We start from the raw sequence: 25,477 nt of genomic DNA on the forward strand, positions 1-25,477 counted from the left end.
ACTCGGGCGTGACGGAACAGCGCCAAAGTCTTCCCCATCCCGCCGAGCGGGACCGGTGGGCCGGGATGCAGAGGCATCCGTAATGACGACCCGACCGTGTCGGAGTACTCCCCTTGGATAATCCAGGGTACGAGACGGTGCCCGAGCGATTCTGTGGATCTGCCGAGAGCGCCCCTAGACTGGACGCGGCGACCGCCGGAGCGTGACGACCTCCGGCCTCCGGGCAGGCGGTCCCCGCGCGTCCGGCGTACCGACGAGAGGCCGGCTTCTCACCGGCGAAGGTGTGGTGGCACCGCGATCTGGCCCCCGCCCACACCTCCAGGGCTCCCACAACCTGGAGGAGAAATGAGATCACCCGACCCCGCCCGCACTCTCGCCGCGGAGCTCGCCGAGGCCGTTCCCGGCCGCCGTGTCACCCTGCTCGGTCACGTCCATCGCCGGAGGGAACTCGCCACCGTCGCCTTCCTGATCATCCGCGACCGTTCGGGCCTCGCACAGGTCGTCGTCCGTGCCGCGGAGTTTCCGACGGACGGCCTCCCTCCCGAGGAGACGGTGGTCCGCGTGACGGGGACCGTCGCCGCAAACCCGCAGGCCCCCGGCGGCGTCGAGATCGTCGACCCGCAGATCGAGAGCCTGTCGGAGCCGGCCGCACCGCCGGTCGTGGAGCTGTGGCGCCCGACGCTCGAGACGAGCCTGCCGACGCTGCTCGACCACGCCGCGGTGACCTGGCGCCACCCCGCGCGCCGCGCGACCTGTCAGATCGCCGCGGCGAGCGTGCGCGCGTTCCGCCGGGTGCTCGACGCCGCGGACTTCACCGAGGTGCAGACCCCGAAGATCGTCGACACCGTGACGGAGTCGGGGGCGAACGTGTTCCCCGTCGACTACTTCGGCACCACCGGGTACCTCGCGCAGAGCCCGCAGTTCTACAAGCAGCAGCTCGTCGGCGTGTTCGAGCGGGTCTACGAGGTGGGGCCGGTCTTCCGAGCCGAGCCCCATGACACCGTGCGGCATCTGTCGGAGTACGTGTCGCTGGACGTCGAGCTCGGGTTCATCCGCGACCACCGCGACGTCCTGCACCTCCTCGGCGCCGTGCTGCGCGGCATGCTCGACGGCATCCGCACCGACGCGGCGGACGAGCTCGCGCTGCTCGACGTGACGCTCCCCGTCATCCCCGAGGACATCCCCGTCGTGCACTTCCGCGACGCACTGCGCCTTGTCGGCGCTCCGGCCGACGAGCCTGACCTCTCCCCGGCGCACGAGCGGGCGCTCGGGGCGTGGGCGAAGGAGGAGTTCGACAGCGACGTGCTGGCCGTCGAGGGCTACCCGATGCGCAAACGCCCGTTCTACACGCATCCGCAGCCCGACGACGCGGAGGGGAGCAACAGCTTCGACCTCCTGTTCCGCGGTCTGGAGCTCGTGACCGGCGGGCAGCGGCTGCATCGGCACAGCGAGGTCGTCGCCGCGATCGAGGCTCGCGGTGAAGCGCCCTCGGCGTACGCCGGCTACCTGGAGGCGTTCGCGCACGGGATGCCTCCGCACGGCGGCTTCGCGATCGGGCTGGAGCGCTGGGTCGGCCGGCTGGTCGAGGCGGCCAACGTGCGTGAGGTGACGCTGTTCCCGCGCGACGTCCATCGCCTCACGCCGTAGCCTCCGGGACACGACGAGGGCGACCGCGGTGTGCGGTCGCCCTCGTTCGTCAGCGGTGGATCACTCCGTGATCTCGGCCAGCCCCGACTGCTCGGCCCTGTCGATGATGGCCGGGAGCGTCTCGTCGAAGAAGGTCACCAGCACGGCGCGGGTCTTGACCGCGTCGCGCTCGGACGTCGCCTCGCGGATCGCGCCGACGAACTCCTCGACGGCGGACCAGTCGACGGCGTCCTTCGCGTGCTGGGTGAAGCGACGGATCTGCGGCCCGAGGCGCTCGATGGAGTTGGCGCGCGTGGCGTTGCCCTCGATCCGGGCGAAACCCGTCGCCGCGCTGCGGAGCGCCGCGCCGAACGCGATGATGTCCCGCGCCTGCACCGACGCCGCCATGTCGTCGGCCAGCTCGACGAGATAGGCCACATCGTCGTCCTGGATCACCGGCATGACGTGACGGACCGAGCCGATCCAGATGTCGCCGAACAGGTCGACCGCGTTCCGCACGCGCTCCAGATCGATCGGGGCCACGCGGGTGTACCGGTTGCGCTGCATCTCCACGAGGCCGTTGTCGGCCAGGCGGTCGAGGGCATGACGGATCGGCGTCTTCGAGGTGCCGAGGCGTTCGGCGAGCTCGTAGTCGCGCAGGCGCTCGCCGGGCTGGAGTTCGCCGCTGATGATCGCATCCTGCAGGCGCACGAAAGCCTCGTCGCTCATCGACCGGCGTTCGAGGGGGCCGCCAGAGAGTGTCACACTGCCTCCAGTGGGGGTCATGGAGAGTGAAGTTCTACGTCTCAAGCAATATATCTCAAATGCGCGGGCGGCCCCCTCCGAACGTCAGGCGGAGGGCGCGACCCGCACGAGCATCTTCCCCGTGTTCGCTCCGCGCATCATGTCGAGGAACGCGTCGACCGTGTTCTCGATCCCGTCGACGATGGTCTCGTCGTAGGCGATCCGCCCTTCCGCGAACCAGCGGGTCATCCTCTCGGTGAACTCCGGCGACAGGTGCAGGTAGTTCGCCAGGGTGAAGCCCTGGAGACGGAGCCCGCGCGTGATGATGTTCGCCATGTTGTCGGGCCCGGGCACGCGCTCGGTCGAGTTGTAGCTCGTGATGGCGCCGCACAGTGCGATCCGGCCACCGTCGTTCATCACGTCGAGCGCGGCTTCGAGGTGGTCGCCGCCGACGTTGTCGAAGAACACGTCCACGCCCTCGGGCACGAGGGTGGCGAGCTGCTCGCGCACCGGGCCGTCCTTGTAGTTGAACGCCGCGTCGTAGCCGTACTTCTCGGTCAGCAGAGCGACCTTCTCCGGCGAGCCCGCCGAGCCGATCACGCGGCCCGCGCCGAGGAGCTTGGCGATCTGACCGACAGCCGTGCCGACGGCACCGGCGGCGCCGGAGACGAAGACGGTGTCGCCCGGGGCGAGTCCGGCGATCGCGGTGAGGCCGACGTAGGCGGTGAGGCCGGTCATGCCGAGGATGTGCAGGCGCAGCGACAGCGGCATGCCGGGCACCTCGGGAACGGCGCGGAAGGTCGACGCGTCCGCCTGCACGACATCGCTCCAGCCGTGCTGGTGCAGCACGACGGTGCCGACGGGGAGGTCGTCCGCGGCAGAGGCGACGACCCGGCCGATGGCGCCGCCCGCGATGACCTCGTCGAGGGCATAGGGGGCGACATAGCTGCGGACGTCGTTCATCCGCCCGCGCATGTAGGGGTCGACGGAGACGAATTCGTTCGCCACGCGCACCTCTCCCGGCGCCGGATCGCTCAGCTCGACCTCGACGGTGCGGAAGTCGTCGTGGGTCGGCCACCCCTCGGGGCGGCGGGCGAGCTGGATCTGGGTGCTGGTGGCGTGGGACATTTCTCTCCTTCGTGGGGATCTAGGGGTGCTGCGGCCGGACTCAGACGAGGAGGCCGATGGCGAGCGCGATGACGCCGAGCGCCGGGATGACGCCCTGCTTCACGGCGGCGGACGCCTTGTCAGGGCTCGACAGCAGCAGCACGAGGCTCGCGGCGACCATCGATCCGGCGCCGGTGAAGACGAGGGTCGCGCCGACGGCCGTCGCTCCCGTGGCGAAGAGGACGATGCCGAGGAGGACGGCGATCGCGAGGAACAGGTTGTAGAAGCCCTGGTTGAACGCGAGCTCCTTCTGTCGTGCGGCCTCCTCGGCCGTGCCGGTGCCGAACGTGCGGCGAGCGCGCGCGCTGGTCCAGGCGAACGACTCCAGCCAGAAGATGTAGACGTGCACGAGCGCGGCGATGCCTGCGAGCACGAGTCCGGCAATGATCATGGCAGTCCCCCTTCGACGCAGCAGCGCCGCGCATTCTGTATCGGTCGTTCCAATATATACTGGATCAAGCGATTCACAAAAGAGCAGGAGCAGGGCGCATGGGGCGCATACAGACCTTCGACACCGCGGAAGCGGTCCGCGCGGCACGCGGCGTGTTCTGGGAGCGCGGCTTCGAGAGCGCGCCGCTGCCGGAGCTCGAGCGCGCGACCGGCCTCAGCCGCTCCAGCATCTATCACGCCTTCGGTTCCAAACGCGGACTCTTCGACGCCGCCGTCGAGAGCTACCTGGACGAGGTCATCCGCCCGCGCCTCGCCCCGTTGACGGGCGAGACCGTGGCGCCGGAGGCCCTGGACACCTATCTCGGCGGACTCCGTGCGGCGCTGCTGACCGCGGGGAGCCTCCCGGCGACGAGCGGCTGCCTGCTGGTCAACACCGCCGCCGCCCCCATCGGCACCGACGACGCGGTCGCCCGAGTCGTGGCGTCCTATCGCGCGGAGCTCCGAGAGGCGTTCGGCCGCGGCGTCCGGGCCGCTCACCCCGAGCTCGCGGGAACGGACGTCGACACCCTGGCGGACGCCTGCACGGGACTCGTGGTCTCCGCCTTCGCCCTCGTCCGCGTGGCCCCCGACGCCGCGGCGAGCGCGATCGACGCGGCGCTCGCCCTCCTCGCCGACCGGAGCCGCCGCGGCTGAGGCTGCCCACGCACGAAGAACGCCCGGGAGGTGATTCCTCCCGGGCGCTCCCCCGCCGACGTCAGGGGACGATGACGGCGCGTCCGCGGATGCTGTTCGACGCGAGGTCCTCGTAGGCCTTCGGGCCGTCGTCGAGCGTATAGCTCTCGGTCTGGACGTGGATCTTGCCCGCGCGGGCGAGGTCCAGCACCTCGATCAGTTCGGCGCGTGAGCCCCAGTAGGGAATGCGCACGGCGGCGTCGTAGGCGATCGAGCCGAAGCCGAGCGTCATGCTGCCCCCGCCGATACCCACGATCGTGATGTCGGCCTCGAGCGCGGCGACGCTCTGCGCCAGGGCGATCGTCGGGTTCGCTCCGACGAAGTCGAACACGGCGTTCGCGCCGAGGCCACCCGTGAGCTCGCGGATCTTCTCGGCCGCCGACGCATCGCTGATCAGCACGTGATCGGCGCCCACCTCGGTGGCGAGCTTCAGCTTCTCGTCGTTCACGTCGAGGGCGATGACGGTGGCACCCGAGATGGCCTTGAGGATCTGGATGCCGACGTGGCCGAGACCGCCGGTGCCGATCACGACGGCGAACGTGCCGGCGCCGAGCTTCGGAAGCGAGTTCTTGATCGCGTGGTACGGGGTGAGGCCCGCATCGGTCAGCGAGACGTTCTGTACGGGGTCGAGGTCACCGAGCGGCACGAGGTGACGAGCATCGTCGACGATCATGTACTCGGCCATCGACCCCTGGCTGCCCAGCCCCGGGGGACGGATGCCCTCAGCGGCGGCGTTCGTGCAGTAGTTCTCCTTGCCCATCGAGCAGTTGTGGCAGCGGCCACAGCCCCACGGACCGTAGACGGCCACGGCGTCCCCGACCTTCAGCGTCGAGTCGACGCCTTCGCCGATCTCGTGCACGACGCCGGCACCTTCGTGTCCGAGCGTCAACGGCAGCGGGTAGCCCTGCTCGTGGTAGTCCTTCTCGGGGAGTCCCATGACGTAGTCGTCGGAGTGGCAGACACCACCCGCGGTGATCTTGAGCAAGACCTGTCCGGGGCCAGGCTTCGGAATCGGGATGTCGACCACCACGGGGGGCTTGCCGATCTCGACGTAGCGGAGAGCTTTCATGAGCATCTTCTTTCTGGCGTCGAGAGGTCTGCCGCGCGGTGCGGAGGCGGGGGCTCTCGAAACCGTCCCTTCCAGTATCCGCCCGATTCATCGTGATCAAACCGTTGCATTCGTTACCTCGCCGTTATACAGTGATCGCACGGTGAATGTTTGCTGTGGCATCCACCGCATGTGATTGCAGGACACTCTTGGTGCAAGGGACAAGGGCCGGTCGGGAGCCTCTCCGACCGGCCCTTTACTGCGCCCGGTACTCTGTGAGGATGACCGATCGGAAGCTCGCGCTGGAGGCCTGGGAAAGCCTGTTCCGCGCGCAGCACGAACTGTTCACCGAGATGTCGGCGGACTTCGACCACGGTGACATCACGCAGGCCGAGTACGACGTCTTGCTCACCGTCACGCGGGCGCCCGACATGACCGCTCGGCTGCGCGACATCACCGCCAACATGCTCATCAGCCAGCCGAGCGTCTCCCGGCTCGTCGACCGGATGGTGACGCGCGGACTGGTCGCGAAGTGCGCCGACCCGGACGACGGTCGCGGCGCCCTGATCCGCGCGACGGACGAAGGCGCCCGGGCGTTCCGCGCGCTCGCCACGGTGCACGGCCGGTCGATCGCCGACCGGATGTCGCGGCTCGACGACGACGAACTGCGACTGCTGCGCGACCTCGCGGAGAAGCTCCGCACCCGCTGACGCACTCCCTCCACAGGCGGGGTGGCGGGAGGAACGTCCACCGATACCAGCATGATGGCGTCTGACGCGGTGGCGGGGGTCTCTTTTCTGGCAGGGTGGTTGCGAACGCCCACATCGACCGTGGGCATATCGGACCGCCCCCTCGGGGGGAACCAGGGAGGTCATCCATGGAGATCGCCGGAATCGTCGGCATCCTCATCATCATCGGCATCGCGGTCGTCGCTGCGATCGTCGTCCTGCTGATCCTGCTGCTGTTCGCGCGCAGCTGGATCAAGGTGGCTCGAGCGGACGAAGCGCTCGTCATCTCCGGACGCAAGCAGAAAGTGCAGCGCGCGGTGGTGTCGGCGGACGGAACGAGCAGCTCCGAGATGTCGGAGTCGCCCGTCACCGTGATCGTGAACGGGAAGTCGCTCGTCAACCCGATCACGCAGCGTCACGAGATCATCTCCCTGCGGTCCCGCCAGGTGTCGCTCAACGCCGAGGCGCAGTCGCTCGACAACGTGACGCTCAACGTGGACGGCGTCGCGATCGTCAAGATCGGCTCCGACCCGCTGCTGGTCCGCCGCGCCGCCGAGCGCTTCGCCTCCCAGGACAAGGCCATCGAGCAGTTCACCACCGAGCAGCTCGAGGGCGCGCTGCGCGGCATCGTCGCGACGCTCTCGGTCGTGGAGCTCATGCGGGAGCGCAAGAAGTTCTCCGACCAGATCGCCGCCGACGTCTCCCAGGAGCTCGCGGAGCAGGGCCTGATCCTGGACTCCTTCCAGATCAAGGGCATCACCGACAAGGTCGGCTACATCCAGTCCCTCGGTGCGCCGGAGATCCAGGCCAAGCGCCAGGCCGCGGAGATCTCGCAGACCAACGCCGACCGCGCGATCAACCAGAAGAACATCGCCAACCAGGAGGCGAACCTCGTCGAGCAGACCGCCCTCGACACCAACACCGCCAACGCCAACGCCGGCATCGGCCGGGCACGCGCCGAGGCGGAGCAGGCCGAGCAACTCGCCCGCGCCCAGGCCGAGCAGGCCGTGCTGCAGCAGCAGGCCGAGAACAAGCAGGCGCAGCTCGATGCCGACGTCAAGCGCGTCGCCGACGCACAGCGATACGAGGCGGAGACCCGCGCGCAGGCCGAGCTCTACACGCGTGAGCGCGCGGCCGAGGCGGCGGCGATCGAGCAGGTCAAGCAGGCCGAGGCGCGCACCCGCATCGCTGAGCAGCAGGCGCAAGCCGACAAGGCGCGTGCCGACGGTGAGGCTGCCGCCGCGATCGCGAAGGCCACCGGTGACGCGGATGCGCTGCGCGCCCAGGCGGAGGCGGAGGCCGAGGCCCGTCGGCTTCGCGCCAATGCCGAGGCCGAGGCGATCCGCGCCGAAGGTGAAGCCCGTGCCGCCGCTGTCGAGGCCGAGGCGAAGGCCATCGCCTCCAACCAGGATGCCTTCCTCTCGCAGCGCGTACTGGAGGTGCTGCCATCGATCATGTCGGAGTTCGCGAAGGGCTACGCCGCCATCGGCAGCGTCTCGATCGTCGGCGGATCCAGCGAGGACGGCGCGTCCAACGTCGTCGGTGCCGACAGCGCGAAGGCTCTGCGTTCGGTCTTCGACAGCGTGCACTCCGCGACCGGACTCGACCTCGCCGGCATCATCCAGGGGCAGGCCGTCGGCCGCGGCTTCGGGGCTGGAGTCGCCGAAGCATCGGCGTCCGCCCCGGCGTCGCGCACGCCCGCGCCGACCACTCCACCGCCGCCCGCTCCGCCGGCTGCCGCCGCGGAGTAGACAGCACGCGACCAGCGGATGCCGCGACCGATTCGGTCGCGGCATCCGCTGTTTCTCGGACCGGGCAAACTGGACGGGTGACCCGCGCTGCCTTCGACCTCACAGCCATCGGCTCCGGTCTGTCGTTCGCGGGCGCCCTCGACGAGCTCTCCGCCGCCCTGGACACGAGCGGATCCGTGGTCGTGACCGCGCCGCCCGGCACGGGCAAGACCACGCTCGTCCCGCCGCTCCTCGCCTCGCAAACCACCGGCCGCGTGATCGTGACTCAGCCGCGACGGATCGCCGCGCGCGCGGCCGCTCGCCGACTCGCACAGCTCGACGGTTCCCCGCTCGGCTCCCGGGTGGGATTCACCGTCCGCGGCGAGCGCACCGCAGGGCCGGACACGAGGGTCGAATTCGTCACCGCCGGCGTGCTCCTGCGACGGATGCTGGACGACCCGGGACTCGACGGTGTGAGTGCGGTCATCATCGACGAAGTGCACGAGCGTGCCCTCGAGACCGACCTCCTGATCGGTCTGCTCTCCGAGGTGCGCGAGCTGCGGGAAGACCTCGTGGTCGTCGCGATGTCCGCGACCCTCGATGCTGCCCGGCTCGCCGCCGTCATCGGCACCGACGAGTCCCCCGCGCCGATCGTCGACCATGACGTTCCGGCGTTCCCCCTCACCGAACGGTGGGCCCCGAGTCCCGCGCCCCGTCTCGACGAGCGGGGAGTCACCCGGGGATTCCTCGATCACGTTGCGGGCGTCGCGACCTCCGCCGCCGCCGAGCTGCTCCGCGAAGACCCCGAAGCCGATGTGCTGGTGTTCGCTCCCGGCGCGCGCGAGGTGACGGAGATCGCTCGACGCGTCCGGGACCGGACCAGCGCCTTCGACGTCCGGGAGCTGCACGGCCAGATCCCGGCGGCGGAGCAGGACGCCGTGATCCGTGGTCGTGCGCCGGAGGCCCCGCCCCGCATCATCGTCGCCACCTCGCTCGCCGAGTCTTCTCTCACGGTGCCGGGTGTGCGGCTGGTCGTGGACAGCTGCCTATCCCGGCAGCCGCAGCGCGACGCCGCCCGCGGCATGACAGGTCTGGTCACCACCGCCGCCTCCCGCTCCTCGTGCGTGCAGCGTGCCGGACGGGCCACGCGGCAGGGCGCCGGCATCGTCGTCCGCTGTGTGGATGAGCGCACCTATGCTGCGGCTCCCGTGCGCCCGTCCCCGGAGATCGCCACAGCCGACCTCACCGACGCCGCCCTCCTCCTCGCCTGCTGGGGTGCCCCGGGCGGAGCAGGCCTGCGGCTGATCGAACCGCTGCGAGCCGACAGCCTGGCCGACGCCGTCGCGGTGCTTCGCGGTCTCGGAGCGATCGACGACGACGGGCGCGCCACGGCCGAGGGCCGCGTTCTGGCCCGTATTCCGACAGACCCGCGGCTGGCCAGGGCGCTGCGGGACGGCAGTCCCGTGGTGGGGAGCCGGATCGCCGCCGAGGTCGTGGCGCTTCTCGGCGGCGACCAGCGGGTCCCGGACGCCGATGTCGCCCGCACTCTCGTCACGCTACGGGGCGGCGGAACGGCGGACGCCCGCCGCTGGCGCGAGGATGCGCGTCGTCTGGAGCGCCTGATCGACACGACACCCGACACCCGCGCGGGTCTCGACGGCGTCGGTCTCGTGATCGCGCTGGCCTTCCCCGAGCGTGTCGCCCGCCGCGTCGAGCACTCGGGGTCGGGAGCGACGTTCCTGCTGGCGTCCGGCACTCGAGCCGGGGTCAGCGGCCCTCTGGCGGCGTCGGAATGGCTCGCGGTGGCCGACGTCGCCCGAGCCTCATCCCGGACAGCAGCCGGCTCCGGTGCGGTCATCCGCTCCGCAGCGGCCCTCACCGAGGAGCAGGTGGAGCGCGCGACGGGTCCCCTGATGAGCGACCGCGTCGAGGCGGAACTCGTCGGAGGCCGCGTGCAGGCCCGCCGCGAACGCCGGATCGGTGCGATCCTGCGCTCCTCAGTACCGGTGCGACCGTCAGCCTCAGAAGGCCGGGATGCCGTGGGCCGAGCGGTCCGACGCGACGGCCTCGGCATGTTCACCTGGTCCGAGGCGGCGGAGGCCCTGCGCCGCCGACTCGCGCTGCTGCGACGCGAGCTCGGCGATCCCTGGCCCGATGTGTCGGACGCGGGTCTCCTCGAATCGCTCGACGCGTGGCTGGCACCGGAGCTCGACGCGCTGGCATCCGGCACCCCCGTCGGCCGCCTGGACCTCACGTCCGCTCTCCGCCGCCTGTTGCCCTGGCCCGAAGCCGTGTACCTCGATGCGCTCGTCCCGGAACGGCTCGACGTGCCCAGCGGCTCCCGCGTGCGCATCACCTATCCGGAGCCCGACGGGGATCCGACGGCACGGCCCGTCGTCGCGGTGAAGCTGCAGGAGTGCTTCGGCTGGGCGGAGACTCCGCGGCTCGTGGACGGCCGCGTTCCTGTGCTCTTCCACCTGCTGTCCCCCGCAGGGCGGCCGCTCGCCGTGACCGACGACCTCGCCTCCTTCTGGTCCGGTCCCTACGCGCAGGTGCGCGCCGAGATGCGCGGCCGCTACCCCCGACACCCGTGGCCCGAGGATCCCTGGGCCACGGCGCCGACGAAGCACACCACGAACCGCGCCGCACGCTGAGCCGCGGTCCGGACTCCGGATCAGCGCGTGCGCCGCCGCAGGGTCAGGGCGGCGAGCACCAGCGCGCCCACGGCGAAGGCCCCGACGATGAGCAGTGGACCGAACACGTCCCAGCCCTCGTCCCCCGCCGCGACCGCGTTGATCGTGTCGATCGCGTAGCTCAGCGGCAGCCACTCGGAGATGGCGTACAGCACGTCGGGCATCTGGTCGCGCGGCATGAACAGACCGCCGAGGATGATCTGCGGGAACACCAGCAACGGCATGAACTGCACCGCCTGGAACTCGGTCTGGGCGAACGCGCTCGCCAGGAGCCCCAACGCCGTGCCGAGCAGGGCACCGACCACCGCGACGAGACCCAGCTGCCACAGCGGCCCGTCCACGTCGAGCCCGCACACCCCGACCGCGAACGAGACCGTGATCACCGCCTGCAGCACGGCCATCATCCCGAACGCGAGCGCATACCCGAGGATGAAGTCGGCCTTCTCGAGCGGCGTGGTCATCAGCCGTTCGAGCGTGCCGGAACGGCGCTCGCGCAGGGTGGTGATCGAGGTGAGGAGGAACATCACGATGAACGGGAACAGCGCCAGGATCGCACCGCCGAACTGATCGAACACACCGTCCTGCTCGCTGAACAGCCAGGCGAAGAGCCCGACGAGAAGGCTCGGAGCGATGAGCATCAGGGCGATCGACCGCGGGTCGTGCCGGAGCTGCGTGAGCACGCGGCCGGCGGTCGCGAACAGTCGGCGGCCGTTCATGCCCCGTCCTCCTCCTGGCGTTCCTGCGCTCCTCGGCGTGCGCGCCTGGTGGTCGCGATGCCGGCCGCTCTGTCGCGTTCGATCAGTGCCAGGAACGCGGCCTCGGCGTCGGTCGTGCCGGTGCCGGCGAGCAGTGCGGACGGCGTCGTATCGGCGATGATCCTCCCCTCCCGCATCAGAAGCAGCCGGTCGCACCGCACCGCCTCGTCCATCACGTGGCTCGAGACGATGAGCGTGACGCCCCGGTCGGCCAGGCGGCGGAACAGGGTCCAGAGTTCCGCCCGCAACACGGGGTCGAGACCGACCGTCGGCTCGTCCAGCACGATCAGTTTCGGGGAGCCGATCAGCGCCATCGCGAGCGACACCCGAGTCGCCTGGCCGCCGCTCAACGCCTCCACGAGCTGGGTCGCCTGCGCGTCGAGACCGACCTCCTGGATGACCCGGTCGACATCACCCTTCGGCGCTTTCAGGAGCGCGGCGAAGTAGGTGAGATTCTGCCGCACACTGAGATCGCCGTAGACCGAGGCGCCCTGGGTGCCGTACGCGACACGGTGCCGGAGCCGGCGGGACCCGCCCGGCTCGCCCAGAACGGCCACGTCGCCGGACGCGATCCGCTGCACACCGACGATCGACCGCATGAGCGTGGTCTTGCCGCACCCCGAGGGGCCGAGCAAACCCGTGATCTGCCCGCGGGGTACGGCGAGGGCGATGCCGTCGAACACGGATACGGCCCCACGCCGCACCCGCAGCTGCGTGATCTCGACGGCCGCATTATTCATCATGCGATGAATTATCCGCCTCGCCTCATCGGGCGTCAACGGCCATCACCCGGGCCGTCAGTCGAAGAGGTAGCGCTGGACGGTGGGGCCGACGCGGCGAACGAGCTCGTCGACGGAGGCTCCGGCGAGCGCGGGAAGCTGCAGGACGTAGCGGCCGATGAGCATGCCGGCGATCTGCGAGGCGACGAGGGCGGCACGGAGGTCGGCGTCCTCCGCATCGAGGCGTCGCGCCACGCGCGTGAGCAGTTCGCGGGAGAGGAAGCCGGCGAGCAAGGGGGTCGTCAGCCTGCTGCCGATCGCCGTGCGCAGGAGGAGCACGCCGCGGCGGCGCACGTCGGGCTTCTCGAACGCGTCGAGCACATAGCGGACGAGCCGGGCCCCCGCTTCGTCCTTCGGCCCGGCGAGGATCTCGGGGACGTCGAGGTCCGGGCGCAAGGGGATTCCAGCGGCCTCCGCGAACAGGTCGGCCTTGGTACCGAAATAGTGATGGACGAGCGCGGAGTCGACTCCGGCGCGGGCGGCGATCGACCGCACGGTGGCGCCGTCGTACCCCTGCGCCCCGAACTCGTCCACGGCCGCGGAGACGATGCGCTCGCGGGAGTCGGTGCCGCCGCGCGGGCGCCCGCGTCGTCTCGGCGCCTTCTGCTCGGTCATGCCCGTCAGCCTACGGCTCCGCGGATCCGCGCTCACCGAGCAGATGCCGAAGATACCGCTGCGGCTGCCCGAGGAACGAGCGCCAGTGATTCACGATCTCGAGATCCTCCCAGGCGGCCGGGCGGAGCCCCCACTCCCCGACCTCCAGGATGTCGGCACCCGGAAGCGCCGCGAGCACCGGGGAATGCGTGGCGCACAGCACTTGGCCGCCCTCGTCGGCGATGCGCTGCAGCACGACGATCAGCGTGAGCGTCGAATGGAACGACAGCGCGGCCTCCGGCTCGTCCAAGCAGTAGAACCCCGGATCGTCGAAACGGCTGTCGAGCAGAGCGAGGAACGACTCCCCATGGCTCATCTCGTGGAAGGGCACGTCGCCACGTAGGGAGGGATTCTCCTCGAGATACGTGTAGAACGAGTGCATCGTCTCCGCCCGCAGGAAGAAACCCCAGCGGTGCGCGCCGACACCGCGCTGGAGGCGCAGCCAATCCGACAGCGGCGACTCGGTCGCCCGCGTGGTGTGCCGAGCCTGCCGGGAACCGCCTTCCGGGGAGAGACCGTACGCGATCGCGATGCCCTCGACGAGGGTGGACTTCCCGCTGCCGTTCTCGCCGACGAGGAAGGTCACCCCCGGCCGCAGATCCAGTCCCTCGCGCAGCACCTGGGCGACGGCAGGGATGTTCGTCGGCCACGTCCCATCCGGCGTCGGCGCCTCCTCGTTCGGCCGCACCGCGACGACCGGCTGCTGCCGCATATTCCTCTTCCTCCTCCGTCGACCCACCCCTCTGCGTGCCAGCCACCCCTCTCCGTGCGCACGCAACGGGCCGGGGCGCGCGAAAAGGGGCGGGTCGGCGACGTCAGCACTCGATGACGTTCACCGCCAGGCCGCCCTCGCTGGTCTCCTTGTACTTCGTCGACATATCGGCACCCGTCTGCCGCATCGTCTCGACGACGGCATCCAGCGACACGTAGTGGCTGCCGTCGCCGCGGAGCGCGAGTCGCGCCGCCGTCACCGCGGTCGAGGCGGCGATCGCGTTGCGCTCGATGCACGGGATCTGCACGAGTCCGCCGATGGGGTCGCACGTCAGGCCGAGGTGATGCTCCATCGCGATCTCCGCGGCGTTCTCGATCTGCCGGTTCGTGCCGCCCATCACCGCGGTGAGCCCGCCGGCGGCCATGGCGCAGGCGGAGCCGACTTCGGCCTGACAGCCGCCTTCGGCGCCGGAGATCGACGCGTTGGCCTTGAACAGTGACCCGAGGGCCGTGGCCGTCAGCAGGAACCTGCGGATACCTCGGCGGCGGTTGGCCTCCGCGATCTCCGCATCCTCCCCGGCAAGCGCGGGGGCGGACGGCGGAGCTCCGTCGAACCCGAGCAGCGCACTCCCGACGAGCTCTCCGTACGGCGTCACCGCGTTTCCGGCGCCGAGGCCCGAGTCCGCGAGGAAACGCCACCAGTACATCGCCACCGCGGGGAGGATACCCGCCGCGCCGTTGGTGGGAGCCGTCACGACGCGGCCACCCGCTGCGTTCTCCTCGTTCACGGCGAGCGCGAAGGCGCCGAGCCACTCGCCGGGCAGCTCGCGGTGCCCGTCGGCTTCGACCGCCTCCAGCTGCCCGCGGATCGTGCCCGCGCGGCGCTTCACCTGCAGCATCCCGGGCAGGACGCCGTCGGCGTGGAGCCCGGCGTCCACGCAGCCCGACATCGCGTCCCAGATGGCGTCGAGGCCGGCGGCGACTTCCTCCTCGCTTCGTAACGCGGTCTCGTTGCGGCGGGCGACCTCGGCGATGGACAGCCCGAGCTCATCGCACAGCGCGAGCAGCGAGGCGACATCGGCATAGGGATGCGGGAAGGCGCCGGTGGAGAGCTGCGCTTCCTCCCCCTCACGCCGGATGAATCCGCCGCCGATCGAATAGTAGGTCTGCTCGAAGAGCGTGCGGCCATCGCTGTCGCGGGCGATGAGGGTCATGGCGTTCGGGTGCCCGGGAAGGCGGGTCCGCGGCGCGAACACGATGTCGTCCTTCTGGAACGGCACCGCGTGGGCACCGTCGATCTGCAGCGGCTCCCCCTCCGGGTACGCGGACCAGGCCGCGCGGACGGCTGCCGGGTCGCACGTCTCCGGAGCGAGCCCCCGAAGCCCGGCGACCACCGCATCCGGGGTGCCGTGGCCGATGCCGGTGGCGCCCAGCGAGCCGTACAGCGTGCATTCCACGCGGCCGACGCGGTCGAGCTCGTCTGAAGCGGAGAGCCGCCGCGCGAAGTCGAGTGCTGCCCGCATGGGTCCGACGGTGTGCGAGCTGGACGGGCCGACACCGATGGAGAAGAGGTCGAAGGCCGAGACGTACGCTGTCACCCCTCCAGGCTACGCCGACTTCCCGAAACCGGTTCACCAGGATTAACCGCGCGACGGCGCCCCCGCGTCAAGGCCCTTCACCTCGCGCCGCGGGCGAGGCAGGCTGAGGGGACGAATCGCAGAAAGGGACGATCATGACCGACACCACTCCCGAACCGACCGCGAACGACGACCTCTCGCCCGAAGCGCAGACTCCCACCCCGACCCCGGCCTCCGACACTACGGAGGGCGAGGCGACGACGCCGGAGCAGGCGGACTCCCCGGAAGACGCCGACCCCGCTGAGGTGCCGAGCACCGAGGAGCTGGAGGAGCCGAGCACCGAGAAGGCTCCGGGCGAGGAGCCGAAGGCCCCGAAGCGCGACGACCCGGAACCGGATCACGAGGCCGTCGGCATCGGCGTCGACTGATCCCTCCGCGAAACCCCGCCCTACCGCCGAGACCCCGCCCTGCAGACGTCTGCAGGGCGGGGTCTCGACGCGGAGTCGGGGTCTCGGCGTGCCTACTCGACGAGCTTGCCGGTCGTGTCGACGTCGCGCATGAGCTCGGCGATCTCGTCGGGGATCGCGGGGATCTCCTCGCGGCTCACGCCGGCGGTCGGAGACCACACCAGGTTCACCTGCAGCGTGGGATCGGTGTCCGGGAAGTCGCTGCGGTTGTGGCATCCCCGCGTCTCCCGACGCTCCCGCGCCGCCTCCAGCGTGGCCCGGGCGGCGAGCGCGGACGCCTTGAGGTCGAACGCATGCGCGAGGTCCTGGAATCCGGCGATGTCCGGGTGGATGCCGACGTCCTCCATCCGCCCCTCGATCATGTCGAGGTCCGCGAGGCCGGCCTGCAGCCCCTCCTCCGACCGCACCACCCCCGCGTACTCCGTCATGAGGTTGCGGATCGCGCGCTGCAACGCCCGCACGTTCTCGCGCCCCTCCGCGGCCAGGAGGTCGTCGATCTCGGCACGGGCGGCAGCGACCGCTTCCGCCGACCGGCGCTGGGCGTCCAGCCCCGCGGCATGGGCCATAGCGGCCTGCCCGACGATCCGGCCATAGACGAGCAGCTCGATGAGCGAGTTCCCGCCGAGGCGGTTCGCGCCGTGCAGCCCGCTCGATGCCTCGCCGATGGCGTAGAGCCCCTCAACGTCGGTCTGGTGGTCGTCGGGCCGCACCCAGACGCCGCCCATCGAGTAGTGCGCGGTCGGTGCGATCTCGATCGGCTCCGCCGTGATGTCGAGCATCTGGAGTTCCATCATCGTCTGATAGACGCGCGGAAGCCGGGTCATGATGGTCTCGCGGGGCAGGTGGGACACGTCGAGCCAGACCCCGCCGTTCGCGGTGCCGCGTCCCTCCTGGATCTCGGTGTAGGCGGCGAGCGCGACGCGGTCGCGGGTCGACAGCTCCATGCGCTCGGGGTCGTACTTCGCCATGAACCGCTCCCCCTGGGCGTTGCGGAGGATGCCGCCCTCTCCGCGCGCGGCCTCCGAGATGAGCGTGCCGGCGGCGTTCTCGGGTTCGATGATGCCGGACGGATGGAACTGCACCAGTTCGGGATCGCGAAGCCGAGCTCCCGCTTCGACCGCGAGTCGGAAGGAGTCCCCGGTGTTCTCGTCACGCCGCGACGACGTCCGCCGCCAGATGCGGTTGTGCCCACCGGCGGCGAGGATCACGGCATCCGCGTGGATGAGGTAGCGCGTGCCATCCGCCTGGTCGAAGCCGTAGGCGCCGAAGACGACGTTGTCGCGCACGAGCAGCCGCGTGATGTAGACGTTGTCGAGGATGGGGACGTCGAGCTGCTCGGCGCGGGCGACCAGCGTCCGCTGGATCTCGAGGCCGGTGTAGTCGCCGGCGAACGCCGTGCGCCGGTACGTGTGCGCCCCGAAGAAACGTTGCGAGATGCGGCCGTCGCCCTCGCGGGCGAAGTCCATGCCCCAGCGCTCCAGGTCGCGGATGCCGCGCTCGGCGCCCTGGGTGACGATCTGGACCGTGTGGGGGTTGGCGAGGAGGTAGCTCTCCTTGATCGTGTCCGCGGCGTGCTGTTGCCAGCTGTCCTCGGCGTCCATCGTGCCGAGAGCGGCGTTGATGCCACCGGCCGCGAGCGACGTGTGGGCGTCCTGTCGCGGACGTTTGCCGACGGCGAGCACGTCGACACCGTGCTCGGCGACCTCGATCGCGGCGCGGAGCCCGGAGCCTCCGGTGCCGATCACGAGGACCGTGGTGGAGATCTGTCGTTCGGGTGCATTCATGCTCTCGACGCTAGTTAGGCGGTCCTAATAACTCCAATGCATAGTTGGTCTGGAAACCATGCGGGTACGCTATGGATATGAACCTCGAGCAGCTCCGCGGGTTCGTCGAAGTCGCCCGCCTCGGCCACTTCACCCGCGCCTCCGAGCACCTCCACCTCGCCCAGCCGTCCCTGAGCCGTCAGATCTCGACTCTCGAGCGCGAACTCGGCGCCGAGCTGTTCCATCGCGCGCGGGGTCATATCGCCCTGACCGCCGCCGGAGAGACGGTCCTCCCCCGCGCGCAGCGCATGCTCGCCGAGGCCGACGCCATCCGCGATGAGGTCGCCGAGCTCGCCGGACTCCGCCGCGGCCGGGTGCGACTCGGCGCCCCGCCCACCCTCTGCATCAGCCTCGTCGCGGAAGCCCTCAGCTCGTTCCATGCCGCCCACCCCGGCATCGACCTCCACCTCACGGAGGGCGGCTCGCGACTGCTCGTGGAGCAGCTCGCCGTCGGCGCCGTCGACATCGCCCTCGTCACGCAGTCCGAGGGTCCGGTGCCGGCGGGGGTCAGCCTCACGCACGTGCCCCTGCTCGCCGAGGAACTCGTGGTGATCTCGTCGGCGGCGGCACCTCCGGTCACTCACGGCCCCTCCGTGAGCCTGGCACACCTCGCCACGCTGCCCCTGATCCAGTTCGATGAGAGCTATGAGCTGCGCGCCGCGATGGACGCCGCTTTCCGGGCCGCCGACCTCACCCCGACCCTCGCTCTCGAAGGTGCCGAGATGGACGCGGTCCTGCGCTTCGTCGAACGAGGCGTCGGCGTCGCCGTGGTCCCCGCCATGGTGCTCTACGAACGCCCCGCCCTGCGATCGGCGCGCCTCGCGCACCCGGCGATGTCCCGGACGATCAGCCTCGCGCACCGCTCCGACGTCACCCCGGCGGTCGCGGTCGCCGCGATGCGCTCGGCGATCATGGCCACAGCGGCCGACCTTGCGGAGCGCGATCCCGCGATCACCAGCCTGCTCTGACCGGAGCATCCCTCCCGGAGACAGCGAAAACCCCCGCCGCTTCCGCGACGGGGGTTTCGTACTGTCTCAACACAGTGTGCGCCTCGAGGGACTCGAACCCCCAACCTTCTGATCCGTAGTCAGATGCTCTATCCATTGAGCTAGAGGCGCAGGACCCGCGGTGCTTTACCGCTCAGCGGGCCGACGACCAGCCTACAACAGACCGGACAGGAAAGCGAAACGAGGCCTCACCCGCCCTTCGCGGTTGCTTTCTCCTGCTTCTTCCGCCGCTTCTCCTTGGCCCGCTGCTGCGAGGAGAGGGCCTGGAGGTCGACCAGCCGCAGCGCCTGCATGCGCGCCTCCCGCATGCGCGCGTAGTCCGGGTCTTGATCCGGCCGCATGCCCTCGACGCGCAGTCGGCGGTCGAGATTGTGCCGCACATCGGCCCAGGCTGCCGCGCGCGCCTCCTCGACGATGCTCTCGAGGTGCGGCCGATCGTCCATCATCTCGCGCAGGCGCTGTGCGACGCCGAGCGACTGCTTCGCCCGCCGCCGCAGATTGCGCACGTCGCGATCCCGGTAGTCGTGGGTGCCGACCGGATCGGAATGCCGACCGCGGGCCCGCTTCCGCAGGGCGGTGACCGTCGCGGCGGCCTCCTCGGATTCCTCCGCCATCGCCCCGAGCGCAGCCCTCGCATCCTCGACGTACTTGTCGAGGTCGAAGACGCCGTCCTCCGCGATGGTGCCGATGAGGATGTGATTCTTCACGGCGAGGCGCGCAGCGGCCGTCGCGATCGCGACGCCTTCGGCGATGGCATCCGCAGTCCGTCCCACCGGCACCTCCTTCTTTCGAGCGTACCGGTATCGATGCCGCGCAGTCTCGGCCGGATGTGCTCCGGATCAGCATGCCGCAGACGTCCGACATCGGCATTCTGCGGGGCGGGGGTTCAGCTCACGACGCCCACCCAGATGCCCGACGCCCAGGTCTGCTGCTCGGCGGAGCACCCGACCGAACCCGGGAAACCCCGCACGACGGCCATGCAGTTGGCGAGGAACTCCGGATCGCCGCCGAACATCGCCGCGTAGGCGCTGGACGAGGTGAGCGTGCCCCAGACCCGGAACTGGTAGATGTGGGCGAGCTCATGCGCCATCGCCCAGTTCAGTCGTCCGTCGCTCCACCGGGCGATATCCGCGCGGTACTTGATGTAACCGTTGCTGTTGGCGCAGGCCGGAGCGGTGCCGCCCGCACACGACGACGACTCGTACAATCCGACGCCCCCGCCGCCCACCCTGTCGAGAGCCGCGCGCACCCGCGCGTAGCCGTCCGGCCCGCTCGACGACCATGCCGGGCCTGCGGGACCGGCATGCTGGGCTGCCTGCCACCCGGCGACCTCGGTACCGACCTTCTGCGTGAGCGCCTCGACCGTCGCGGTCGCCGCGATCACGGTGTCGGGGTCGTGACGCTCGGCGCGCACCGCCTCCTGGACGGATCGCACCGCAGCGAGGTGCGCCGCGGTGTCGACCTTGCCATCGGCACCACGGAGGACCGCGGACAGGGTCGAGAGCTCATCGAGGAACGCAGGACGCACCGCCAGCACCGCGGCCCGATCCTCCGCGTCCTGCTCGGCCTGCGTGACCGCCCCGGACAGGTGATCGGTGCGCTGAGCGGCGTCATACGAAAGGTCCGCCAGGACGGAGAGCTCCGCGAGAGCCTCCGCGCGCTCGTCATCCAGCGCGTCCGCCCGCGCGACGACCGCAGCCCCGAACAGCACGGCCGCGAACAACGTCACCGACAGCACGCGACGCATCACGGCAGGAAGCCCGTCGTGTCCGACAGTTCGGTGTCCTGCTCCGCGATCCGGGACCGAAGTTCCGTGAGCCGCTCCGCGAGAGCGAGATTCGCCGCCTGCGACTCGTCGAGAACCTGCTCGATCCGGTCGATCTCGGCCCGCACGGCGGCGAGGTCCGCGGCACGCTGCTGGTCCGCCACCGCGACGAGCGCGGCACCACCGAGCAGGAGGATTCCCCCGATGACGACAGCAAGACTTCGCATCTCGCTCCCCAGGACAGCGCGAACAGACCGGACCGACTCCGACCGGACAAGGATACAACCGGGGTTCGGCTCAGCGGGGTGCGTCTTCGCGGAGGCGCCTCAGCCCGTCGCGGTCCGCGCCAGCCGGCGTTCGGCGGCGGAGTGTCCGCTGGCGAGGTGCGCAGGGACGATCCGTCGGAGAGCCTCCACATCGCGGTCGGCGACCGCGTCGAGGATGACACGGTGCTCCTCGGCCATCGCCACGAGATCATCGTGCTGCCCGAACAACCAGCGCAGCCGGGTGAGGAACACCGCGACGAGCTCCCCGAGCATCTCGTTGCCGGCCAGATCGACGGCGATCTCATGGAAGGCCGCGGCCGCCGTTCGAGCCGCTTCGGCGTCCCCTTCCCGGGCCGCTGCGAGTTCCTGCTCGTAGGCGCCGCGGAGCAGGGCGAGGCCAGCGCCGTCGTGCCGTTCGGCCGCGAAGACGAAGATGAGGGTCTCGATCGCCTCCCGCACCTCGGCGAAGTTGCGGATGTCGTCGTGCGTGAACTCCCGCACCACGGCCCAGGTGCGGGGCCGCGCGACCACCACGCCCTCCGCCACCAGCGTGCGAATGGCCTCGCGCACCGGGAGCCGCGAGACGTTCAGTTCCGCAGCGATGTCGCGCTCCACGAGCCGGGACCCCGGAGCACGCCGACCCAGCACGATGTCGTCTCGGAGGATCCTCGTGACCCTGACCGACTCGAGTTCCCCACGTTCCCCCACAGCCCCCGCCATCCGGGCATTGTCGCACCCCGGCCCGGGATTGGCCAAGTTTGGTATCCCAGACCGGGGCGCCGGCGACTCAGGGCAGGCGGTTGGCGCGCGCGAGGTTGGCGGTCAGTTCCTCCGCGTTCTGCCGGACGACGTACGCCGGGCGATCGCGCTCGACTCGCCAGGACTCACTGAGCGCGCCGACGTTGACGGTGTCGAAACCGGCCTCGTCGTAGAAGCGGGTCACGAAGGCCACGGCCTCGGCGTCGTCACCGGCGGTGGCCAGCGCGCGACGGTTCGGCGTACCGGCCGGCGCGCCATCCGTCGTGATGTCCGCGGCGTAGATGTGGTTGAAGGCCTTCGCGATCTTCGACTCCGGGAGCTGCGCCTGCACGAGCTCGGATGTCGTGGTCTCGCCCTTGTCGAGCGCCTCGATGTGCCCATCGCGCTCGAAGTAGTAGTTGTTCGTGTCGAGCACGATCTTCCCGGCGAGCGGTGCGGCGGGGAGCTGATCGATGGCGTGCAGGGGTACCGTCACCACGGCGACGTCCGCCGCCGCGGCCGCCTCGTCCGCCGTCGCCGCCTTCGCCTGCGGTCCGAGCTCCGCGACGAGGTCGGCGAGCGTTTCCGGCCCCCGCGAGTTCGCGATCACGACGTCATAGCCGTTGGCCACCGCCACACGGGCGATCTGGCTGCCGATGTTGCCTGCTCCGATGATTCCGAGAGTTGTCATGCTCGGGCCAACGTCAGCCGCCCGATGCTATTCCCGGTTCGGGCAGGAGCGGACGAGGTCAGAGGCGCGTGAGCGCGTCCTCGGCCGCCACCCAGGCGAGCATGGCGCACTTCACGCGCGCCACATACCGGGAGACCCCGCCGAGGGCCGCGGCGTCGCCGAGCAGCTCCTCGTCCGGCTCGATCGTGCCCCGAGAACGCATCGCCTCGCGGAAGGCCGCGATGCGCACCTCGAGTTCTTCCACGGTGAGGCCTTCGGCGAGCTCGGCGAGCAGGCTGGCGGACGCCTGGGAGATGGCGCACCCGTGTCCCTCCCACGCGATCGCCTCGACGGCCCCGTCCGGGCTGCGGTGCACCTGCAGGGTGATCTCGTCGCCGCAGGTCGGGTTGAGCTGGTGCGACTGCGCCGGGATCTCCTCGCGGAGTCCGAAGCCATGCGGCGTGCGCGAGTGGTCGAGGATCAGCTCCTGGTACAGGCTCTGCAGGTCGCTCATGCGCCCCTCCCGAAGAACGCGATCGCCCCGGCGACCGCCTCGATGACGGCGTCCACCTCGGACGCGGTCGTGTACAGGTAGGTGCTCGCCCTCGTCGAGGAAGTCACACCCAGCCGGCGGTGCAGCGGCTGCGCGCAGTGGTGCCCGACGCGCACGGCGATGCCCTGGTCGTCGAGGAACTGCCCGACGTCGTGCGAGTGGATCCCGGCCACATCGAAGCTCGCGAGCCCGACCCGCGGCAGCTCGATACCTGCCCCCAGGACGCGCACGCCCTCGATCGCCGCGAGCCCGTCGACGAGACGCTGCCCGAACCCGGCTTCGTGAGCGGCGATGCGCTCCATGCCGACCGCGGACAGGTAGTCGACCGCGGCGGCGAGGGCGACCGCCTGAGACACCCGCTGCGTCCCCGCTTCAAACCGCTGCGGCGGCGGTAGGTACTCGGCCTCGGTCGTGGTCACCGTCGTGATCATGGAGCCGCCGGTGAGGAACGGGGGCATCGCGGCAAGGACCTCGCGCCGGCCGTACAGGGCGCCGATGCCGGTGGGACCGAGCATCTTGTGGCCGGAGAGGACCGCGAGGTCGACACCCAGCGCATGCAGGTCCAACGGCAGGTGCGGAGCCGACTGACAGGCGTCGAGCAGCGTCAAGGCGCCGACCTCCTTCGCCAGCGCGACGAGGGTCTCGACCGGGTTGATCACGCCGAGCACGTTCGACACATGCGTGAACGCCACGAGCTTCGTGCGCTCCGAGATGAGCTCCGCGGCCGCATCCAGGCGGAGGGCCCCGTCGTCGTCGAGCGGGATGACCCGGAGCGTGGCCCCGGTGCGCGCGGCGAGCTCCTGCCACGGGATGAGGTTGGCATGGTGCTCCATCTCCGTGGTGACGATCTCGTCCCCTTCGCGGAGCCGGAGGCCCGCGGCGGCGGCACCGCCCCGGCCGAGCGAGGCGTTGGAGAGGGAGTAGGCGACGAGGTTGACCGCCTCGGTGGCGTTCGAGGTCCAGACGATCTCGTCGTCGTCGGCCCCCACGAAGCGGGCCAGTGTGCTGCGGGCGTCCTCGAAGAGTTCGGTCGCCTCGGCGGCCAGCGTGTGGGCACCGCGGTGGACAGCCGCGTTCATGGTCGTGGCGAAGCGGCGTTCGGCGTCGAGCACGGACTCCGGACGCTGCGACGTCGCGCCCGAGTCGAGGTACGCGAGCGGGTGGCCGTGCACGCGGGTGTGCAGGATCGGGAAGTCCTCGCGGATCCGCTGCACCTCGGTCTCGGTCAGCGGGGTGATCACGTCGACTCCGGGAGAAGCGCTCATCGTTCCAGTCTCCCATCTTCCGGCTGGCCGGGGCCCGGCGGAAGCGCGGGAGGACTAGGACATGCGGGCGAGGCGGGCCCGCGCGATGCAGAAGACGCCGTACAGCGCGAAGCCGACGCCGACCGCGCCGAGGATGAGCCGGCCGAACGGCAGGGTAAGCAGGCTGTGCAGCGCGGCGTCGAGTCCCGCGGCGCGTTCCGGGTCCTGCGTCACGGCCGCCACCACGAAGAGCACGCCGGTCACCCCCACCGCGATGCCCTTGCCGATGTAGCCCACGACGCCGAGGGCCATGACGCCGGCGCGGGCGGCTCCGGTCGGCACGTCGATGAGCTTGCGGAAGGAGCGCATGATCCCGCCGATGATGAAGCCGATGCCGACGCCGATGACGCTGAGACCGATCACGACGAGCAGCGCCACCCCGCCGGGTGCGGAGAGCACCACCTGGCTCAGGGTCTGCGAGGCGTCGGAGGACTCGGCCCGGCCCCCCACGGCGTAGATGAGTGCGAGGCCGGCGATCACGAGGTACGTACCGGAGATCCCGAAGAGCTTGAGGCGCTTGCCCCACTTCTTCGTCTCCGCGGGGTCGGCGGCGAGGAATCCGCTCGCCACCTGCCACACGGCGAGCGCAAGGAGGCCGACGGCGATCGCGAGGAGCAGCAGCCCACCGATCGGGTTGTTGCGCACCTGCTCCATCGCGCCGTCCTGGTCGGCGTCACCCGACCCACCGGCGGCGATCGTGATGGCGATCGCGCCGATGATGATGTGGATGACGCCGAGGACGACGAATCCCGCGCGGGCGGTCCGCCGGAACGCGGTGGAGTCCTTCGCCACGCGCGCCGCATGCTTGACGGTGCTCATCCTCGAAGAGTATCCGCCGCCGGGTGCCGGGATCAGGGGGTTGCTTTCCGCACGCGCGGTGCGGAAGCGTTCAGATCCGCTCCACCGGCTGCCGCAGGATGGTGCGCAGTTTCTCCGGCGCTGTGCGACGACGGTCGCTGAGGTAGATCTCGTGGTGCCGCCCGCGCATGCGCAGCCCGTTCTCCGGGACGAAACGCTCGTGCAGCTCTTCCAGCACCGGGCCTTCGTCATCGAACGGCCCGACGTGCAGCGTCTGCACGCAGAGACCCTCGTCGAGCACCTCCCGCCGGACGGCGGCCAATGCCGGGAGCTCTTCCCCCTTCTTCGCGCTCTTCACCGCGACCGTCTCGACCGCGCGGTCGAACAGGGCGGGAGTGACGTGATCGCCCACCATGATCATGAGCGTCCAGAGCCAGGTCGTCTTGTCGCGCCGGGTGGTGAACGACGCCATGTCGGGCGCATGCCACAGGCCTTCCAGGGGCATCACGACCTGATCGATGCCGAGCTCGGCCCGACTGGCGAACTTGAGCGTGTACGCCAGCGGGTAGAGCGCCGCGACCGCGTCGAAGAAAGCCGGAGCGGTGTTCGGATCGCCGGCGCCGTCGACCATCAGATAGGTCAGCGGCGGCACGTCGAGGACACGAAAGGCGCCCCGCTTCGCCTGATACGCTTCCAGCGTCTTCTTCGGATCGGTCGCCGTCATGGCCTGCCTCCCGGTTCGTCGTGCGGTC

At 70.5% G+C, this 25,477-nt stretch carries 26 protein-coding genes and 1 tRNA gene; 7 read left to right on the forward strand and 20 right to left on the reverse strand.

Going from position 1 to position 25,477, the window contains the following annotated elements:
• The first annotated feature begins 345 nt into the window (after window positions 1–345).
• A complete protein-coding gene (gene aspS / locus CYL12_RS09345) occupies window positions 346–1,647 on the forward strand; it encodes an aspartate--tRNA(Asn) ligase (RefSeq protein ID WP_101847361.1) in 1,302 nt (433 codons plus the stop codon).
• Window positions 1,648–1,707: 60 nt separating this feature from the next.
• Here the strand turns inward: aspS and CYL12_RS09350 are convergent, their stop codons facing one another.
• The 3 genes from CYL12_RS09350 to CYL12_RS09360 all read right to left on the reverse strand — a co-directional run bounded on the left by CYL12_RS09350 (window position 1,708) and on the right by CYL12_RS09360 (window position 3,928).
• Entirely contained in the window at window positions 1,708–2,355 is a 648-nt protein-coding gene (locus CYL12_RS09350) for a GntR family transcriptional regulator (protein ID WP_101847362.1), read from the reverse strand.
• A 120-nt stretch (window positions 2,356–2,475) separates the two neighbouring features.
• Window positions 2,476–3,498, reverse strand: a complete 1,023-nt coding sequence (locus tag CYL12_RS09355; protein ID WP_101847363.1) for an NADP-dependent oxidoreductase — start codon at window positions 3,496–3,498, stop codon at window positions 2,476–2,478.
• Between the two features lie 40 nt (window positions 3,499–3,538).
• The gene (locus CYL12_RS09360; RefSeq protein ID WP_101847364.1) at window positions 3,539–3,928 is read right to left on the reverse strand and encodes a DUF1304 domain-containing protein; all 390 of its coding nucleotides are present in this window, start codon (window positions 3,926–3,928) and stop codon (window positions 3,539–3,541) included.
• A 98-nt stretch (window positions 3,929–4,026) separates the two neighbouring features.
• Here CYL12_RS09360 and CYL12_RS09365 point away from each other — a divergent pair, with 98 nt between their 5' ends.
• Window positions 4,027–4,620 carry a TetR/AcrR family transcriptional regulator gene (locus CYL12_RS09365; RefSeq protein ID WP_101847365.1) on the forward strand — a complete coding sequence of 198 codons (594 nt, stop codon included), beginning with the start codon at window positions 4,027–4,029 and terminating at the stop codon, window positions 4,618–4,620.
• Between the two features lie 61 nt (window positions 4,621–4,681).
• On the opposite strand, the gene CYL12_RS09370 is transcribed toward CYL12_RS09365, so the two are convergent.
• Complete coding sequence (locus tag CYL12_RS09370) at window positions 4,682–5,728, reverse strand: NAD(P)-dependent alcohol dehydrogenase (protein WP_101848749.1); 1,047 nt, start codon at window positions 5,726–5,728, stop codon at window positions 4,682–4,684.
• Window positions 5,729–5,988: 260 nt separating this feature from the next.
• Between CYL12_RS09370 and CYL12_RS09375 the strand changes: the two genes are divergently transcribed.
• From CYL12_RS09375 to hrpB, 3 genes are all read left to right on the forward strand, one after another.
• Window positions 5,989–6,417, forward strand: coding sequence for a MarR family winged helix-turn-helix transcriptional regulator (locus tag CYL12_RS09375; RefSeq protein WP_101847366.1), 429 nt, complete (start codon window positions 5,989–5,991; stop codon window positions 6,415–6,417).
• Window positions 6,418–6,584: 167 nt separating this feature from the next.
• The gene (locus CYL12_RS09380) at window positions 6,585–8,186 is read left to right on the forward strand and encodes an SPFH domain-containing protein (RefSeq protein WP_101847367.1); all 1,602 of its coding nucleotides are present in this window, start codon (window positions 6,585–6,587) and stop codon (window positions 8,184–8,186) included.
• Window positions 8,187–8,263: 77 nt separating this feature from the next.
• Window positions 8,264–10,819 (forward strand): ATP-dependent helicase HrpB, encoded by a 2,556-nt coding sequence (hrpB, locus tag CYL12_RS09385; RefSeq protein WP_101847368.1) that lies wholly within the window; start codon window positions 8,264–8,266, stop codon window positions 10,817–10,819.
• Between the two features lie 20 nt (window positions 10,820–10,839).
• On the opposite strand, the gene CYL12_RS09390 is transcribed toward hrpB, so the two are convergent.
• The 5 genes from CYL12_RS09390 to CYL12_RS09410 all read right to left on the reverse strand — a co-directional run bounded on the left by CYL12_RS09390 (window position 10,840) and on the right by CYL12_RS09410 (window position 15,355).
• Window positions 10,840–11,574 carry an ABC transporter permease gene (locus CYL12_RS09390; protein WP_101847369.1) on the reverse strand — a complete coding sequence of 245 codons (735 nt, stop codon included), beginning with the start codon at window positions 11,572–11,574 and terminating at the stop codon, window positions 10,840–10,842.
• Complete coding sequence (locus CYL12_RS09395) at window positions 11,571–12,356, reverse strand: ABC transporter ATP-binding protein (RefSeq protein ID WP_199399095.1); 786 nt, start codon at window positions 12,354–12,356, stop codon at window positions 11,571–11,573. Before CYL12_RS09395 ends, CYL12_RS09390 begins: the two co-directional genes overlap by 4 nt.
• Window positions 12,357–12,410: 54 nt before the next feature.
• Window positions 12,411–13,007, reverse strand: coding sequence for a TetR/AcrR family transcriptional regulator (locus CYL12_RS09400; RefSeq protein ID WP_101847370.1), 597 nt, complete (start codon window positions 13,005–13,007; stop codon window positions 12,411–12,413).
• Window positions 13,008–13,017: 10 nt separating this feature from the next.
• Window positions 13,018–13,758: an AAA family ATPase gene (locus CYL12_RS09405; protein ID WP_101847371.1), complete on the reverse strand. Its 741-nt coding sequence runs from the start codon at window positions 13,756–13,758 to the stop codon at window positions 13,018–13,020.
• A gap of 103 nt (window positions 13,759–13,861) precedes the next feature.
• Window positions 13,862–15,355 carry an L-serine ammonia-lyase, iron-sulfur-dependent, subunit alpha gene (locus tag CYL12_RS09410; protein WP_101847372.1) on the reverse strand — a complete coding sequence of 498 codons (1,494 nt, stop codon included), beginning with the start codon at window positions 15,353–15,355 and terminating at the stop codon, window positions 13,862–13,864.
• A gap of 134 nt (window positions 15,356–15,489) precedes the next feature.
• Between CYL12_RS09410 and CYL12_RS09415 the strand changes: the two genes are divergently transcribed.
• Window positions 15,490–15,762: a hypothetical protein gene (locus tag CYL12_RS09415; RefSeq protein ID WP_101847373.1), complete on the forward strand. Its 273-nt coding sequence runs from the start codon at window positions 15,490–15,492 to the stop codon at window positions 15,760–15,762.
• A 92-nt stretch (window positions 15,763–15,854) separates the two neighbouring features.
• Here CYL12_RS09415 and CYL12_RS09420 read toward each other — a convergent pair whose 3' ends face one another.
• Window positions 15,855–17,585, reverse strand: coding sequence for an L-aspartate oxidase (locus CYL12_RS09420; protein WP_101847374.1), 1,731 nt, complete (start codon window positions 17,583–17,585; stop codon window positions 15,855–15,857).
• A gap of 71 nt (window positions 17,586–17,656) precedes the next feature.
• Here CYL12_RS09420 and CYL12_RS09425 point away from each other — a divergent pair, with 71 nt between their 5' ends.
• Complete coding sequence (locus CYL12_RS09425) at window positions 17,657–18,592, forward strand: LysR family transcriptional regulator (protein ID WP_199399096.1); 936 nt, start codon at window positions 17,657–17,659, stop codon at window positions 18,590–18,592.
• A gap of 77 nt (window positions 18,593–18,669) precedes the next feature.
• On the opposite strand, the gene CYL12_RS09430 is transcribed toward CYL12_RS09425, so the two are convergent.
• From CYL12_RS09430 to CYL12_RS09475, 10 genes are all read right to left on the reverse strand, one after another.
• Window positions 18,670–18,742: transfer RNA gene (locus CYL12_RS09430), tRNA-Arg, on the reverse strand.
• A 77-nt stretch (window positions 18,743–18,819) separates the two neighbouring features.
• On the reverse strand, window positions 18,820–19,404 hold the full coding sequence (locus CYL12_RS09435) for an asparagine synthase (RefSeq protein WP_101847376.1): 585 nt from the start codon (window positions 19,402–19,404) through the stop codon (window positions 18,820–18,822).
• Window positions 19,405–19,517: 113 nt separating this feature from the next.
• Window positions 19,518–20,378 carry a hypothetical protein gene (locus tag CYL12_RS09440; protein ID WP_101847377.1) on the reverse strand — a complete coding sequence of 287 codons (861 nt, stop codon included), beginning with the start codon at window positions 20,376–20,378 and terminating at the stop codon, window positions 19,518–19,520.
• A complete protein-coding gene (locus CYL12_RS09445) occupies window positions 20,378–20,623 on the reverse strand; it encodes a hypothetical protein (protein WP_101847378.1) in 246 nt (81 codons plus the stop codon). The genes CYL12_RS09440 and CYL12_RS09445 overlap by 1 nt, the downstream gene beginning before the upstream one ends.
• A 99-nt stretch (window positions 20,624–20,722) precedes the next feature.
• Window positions 20,723–21,382, reverse strand: a complete 660-nt coding sequence (locus tag CYL12_RS09450) for a GntR family transcriptional regulator (RefSeq protein WP_101847379.1) — start codon at window positions 21,380–21,382, stop codon at window positions 20,723–20,725.
• A 67-nt stretch (window positions 21,383–21,449) separates the two neighbouring features.
• Window positions 21,450–22,091 carry an NADPH-dependent F420 reductase gene (locus CYL12_RS09455; protein WP_101847380.1) on the reverse strand — a complete coding sequence of 214 codons (642 nt, stop codon included), beginning with the start codon at window positions 22,089–22,091 and terminating at the stop codon, window positions 21,450–21,452.
• Between the two features lie 58 nt (window positions 22,092–22,149).
• Window positions 22,150–22,584: a Fe-S cluster assembly sulfur transfer protein SufU gene (gene sufU, locus CYL12_RS09460; protein WP_101847381.1), complete on the reverse strand. Its 435-nt coding sequence runs from the start codon at window positions 22,582–22,584 to the stop codon at window positions 22,150–22,152.
• Window positions 22,581–23,888 carry an aminotransferase class V-fold PLP-dependent enzyme gene (locus CYL12_RS09465; protein WP_101847382.1) on the reverse strand — a complete coding sequence of 436 codons (1,308 nt, stop codon included), beginning with the start codon at window positions 23,886–23,888 and terminating at the stop codon, window positions 22,581–22,583. Before CYL12_RS09465 ends, sufU begins: the two co-directional genes overlap by 4 nt.
• Before the next feature lie 54 nt (window positions 23,889–23,942).
• The gene (locus CYL12_RS09470; RefSeq protein WP_101847383.1) at window positions 23,943–24,746 is read right to left on the reverse strand and encodes a DUF1206 domain-containing protein; all 804 of its coding nucleotides are present in this window, start codon (window positions 24,744–24,746) and stop codon (window positions 23,943–23,945) included.
• A gap of 70 nt (window positions 24,747–24,816) precedes the next feature.
• Complete coding sequence (locus CYL12_RS09475) at window positions 24,817–25,449, reverse strand: GyrI-like domain-containing protein (RefSeq protein ID WP_101847384.1); 633 nt, start codon at window positions 25,447–25,449, stop codon at window positions 24,817–24,819.
• Window positions 25,450–25,477 lie beyond the last annotated feature (28 nt).

The sequence above is a fragment of the Zhihengliuella sp. ISTPL4 genome (assembly GCF_002848265.1).
GTDB lineage: Bacteria > Actinomycetota > Actinomycetes > Actinomycetales > Microbacteriaceae > Microbacterium.

Bases quoted from the DNA above. Each gene is read 5' to 3' on its own strand.
- aspS (WP_101847361.1), top strand. From the start codon at position 346: ATGAGATCACCCGACCCCGCCCGCACTCTCGCCGCGGAGCTCGCCGAG.
- CYL12_RS09350 (WP_101847362.1), bottom strand. From the start codon at position 2,355: ATGAGCGACGAGGCTTTCGTGCGCCTGCAGGATGCGATCATCAGCGGC.
- CYL12_RS09355 (WP_101847363.1), bottom strand. From the start codon at position 3,498: ATGTCCCACGCCACCAGCACCCAGATCCAGCTCGCCCGCCGCCCCGAG.
- CYL12_RS09360 (WP_101847364.1), bottom strand. From the start codon at position 3,928: ATGATCATTGCCGGACTCGTGCTCGCAGGCATCGCCGCGCTCGTGCAC.
- CYL12_RS09365 (WP_101847365.1), top strand. From the start codon at position 4,027: ATGGGGCGCATACAGACCTTCGACACCGCGGAAGCGGTCCGCGCGGCA.
- CYL12_RS09370 (WP_101848749.1), bottom strand. From the start codon at position 5,728: ATGAAAGCTCTCCGCTACGTCGAGATCGGCAAGCCCCCCGTGGTGGTC.
- CYL12_RS09375 (WP_101847366.1), top strand. From the start codon at position 5,989: ATGACCGATCGGAAGCTCGCGCTGGAGGCCTGGGAAAGCCTGTTCCGC.
- CYL12_RS09380 (WP_101847367.1), top strand. From the start codon at position 6,585: ATGGAGATCGCCGGAATCGTCGGCATCCTCATCATCATCGGCATCGCG.
- CYL12_RS09390 (WP_101847369.1), bottom strand. From the start codon at position 11,574: ATGAACGGCCGCCGACTGTTCGCGACCGCCGGCCGCGTGCTCACGCAG.
- CYL12_RS09395 (WP_199399095.1), bottom strand. From the start codon at position 12,356: ATGATGAATAATGCGGCCGTCGAGATCACGCAGCTGCGGGTGCGGCGT.
- CYL12_RS09400 (WP_101847370.1), bottom strand. From the start codon at position 13,007: ATGACCGAGCAGAAGGCGCCGAGACGACGCGGGCGCCCGCGCGGCGGC.
- CYL12_RS09405 (WP_101847371.1), bottom strand. From the start codon at position 13,758: ATGCGGCAGCAGCCGGTCGTCGCGGTGCGGCCGAACGAGGAGGCGCCG.
- CYL12_RS09415 (WP_101847373.1), top strand. From the start codon at position 15,490: ATGACCGACACCACTCCCGAACCGACCGCGAACGACGACCTCTCGCCC.
- CYL12_RS09420 (WP_101847374.1), bottom strand. From the start codon at position 17,585: ATGAATGCACCCGAACGACAGATCTCCACCACGGTCCTCGTGATCGGC.
- CYL12_RS09425 (WP_199399096.1), top strand. From the start codon at position 17,657: ATGGATATGAACCTCGAGCAGCTCCGCGGGTTCGTCGAAGTCGCCCGC.
- CYL12_RS09440 (WP_101847377.1), bottom strand. From the start codon at position 20,378: ATGCGTCGCGTGCTGTCGGTGACGTTGTTCGCGGCCGTGCTGTTCGGG.
- CYL12_RS09445 (WP_101847378.1), bottom strand. From the start codon at position 20,623: ATGCGAAGTCTTGCTGTCGTCATCGGGGGAATCCTCCTGCTCGGTGGT.
- CYL12_RS09450 (WP_101847379.1), bottom strand. From the start codon at position 21,382: ATGGCGGGGGCTGTGGGGGAACGTGGGGAACTCGAGTCGGTCAGGGTC.
- CYL12_RS09455 (WP_101847380.1), bottom strand. From the start codon at position 22,091: ATGACAACTCTCGGAATCATCGGAGCAGGCAACATCGGCAGCCAGATC.
- sufU (WP_101847381.1), bottom strand. From the start codon at position 22,584: ATGAGCGACCTGCAGAGCCTGTACCAGGAGCTGATCCTCGACCACTCG.
- CYL12_RS09465 (WP_101847382.1), bottom strand. From the start codon at position 23,888: ATGAGCGCTTCTCCCGGAGTCGACGTGATCACCCCGCTGACCGAGACC.
- CYL12_RS09470 (WP_101847383.1), bottom strand. From the start codon at position 24,746: ATGAGCACCGTCAAGCATGCGGCGCGCGTGGCGAAGGACTCCACCGCG.
- CYL12_RS09475 (WP_101847384.1), bottom strand. From the start codon at position 25,449: ATGACGGCGACCGATCCGAAGAAGACGCTGGAAGCGTATCAGGCGAAG.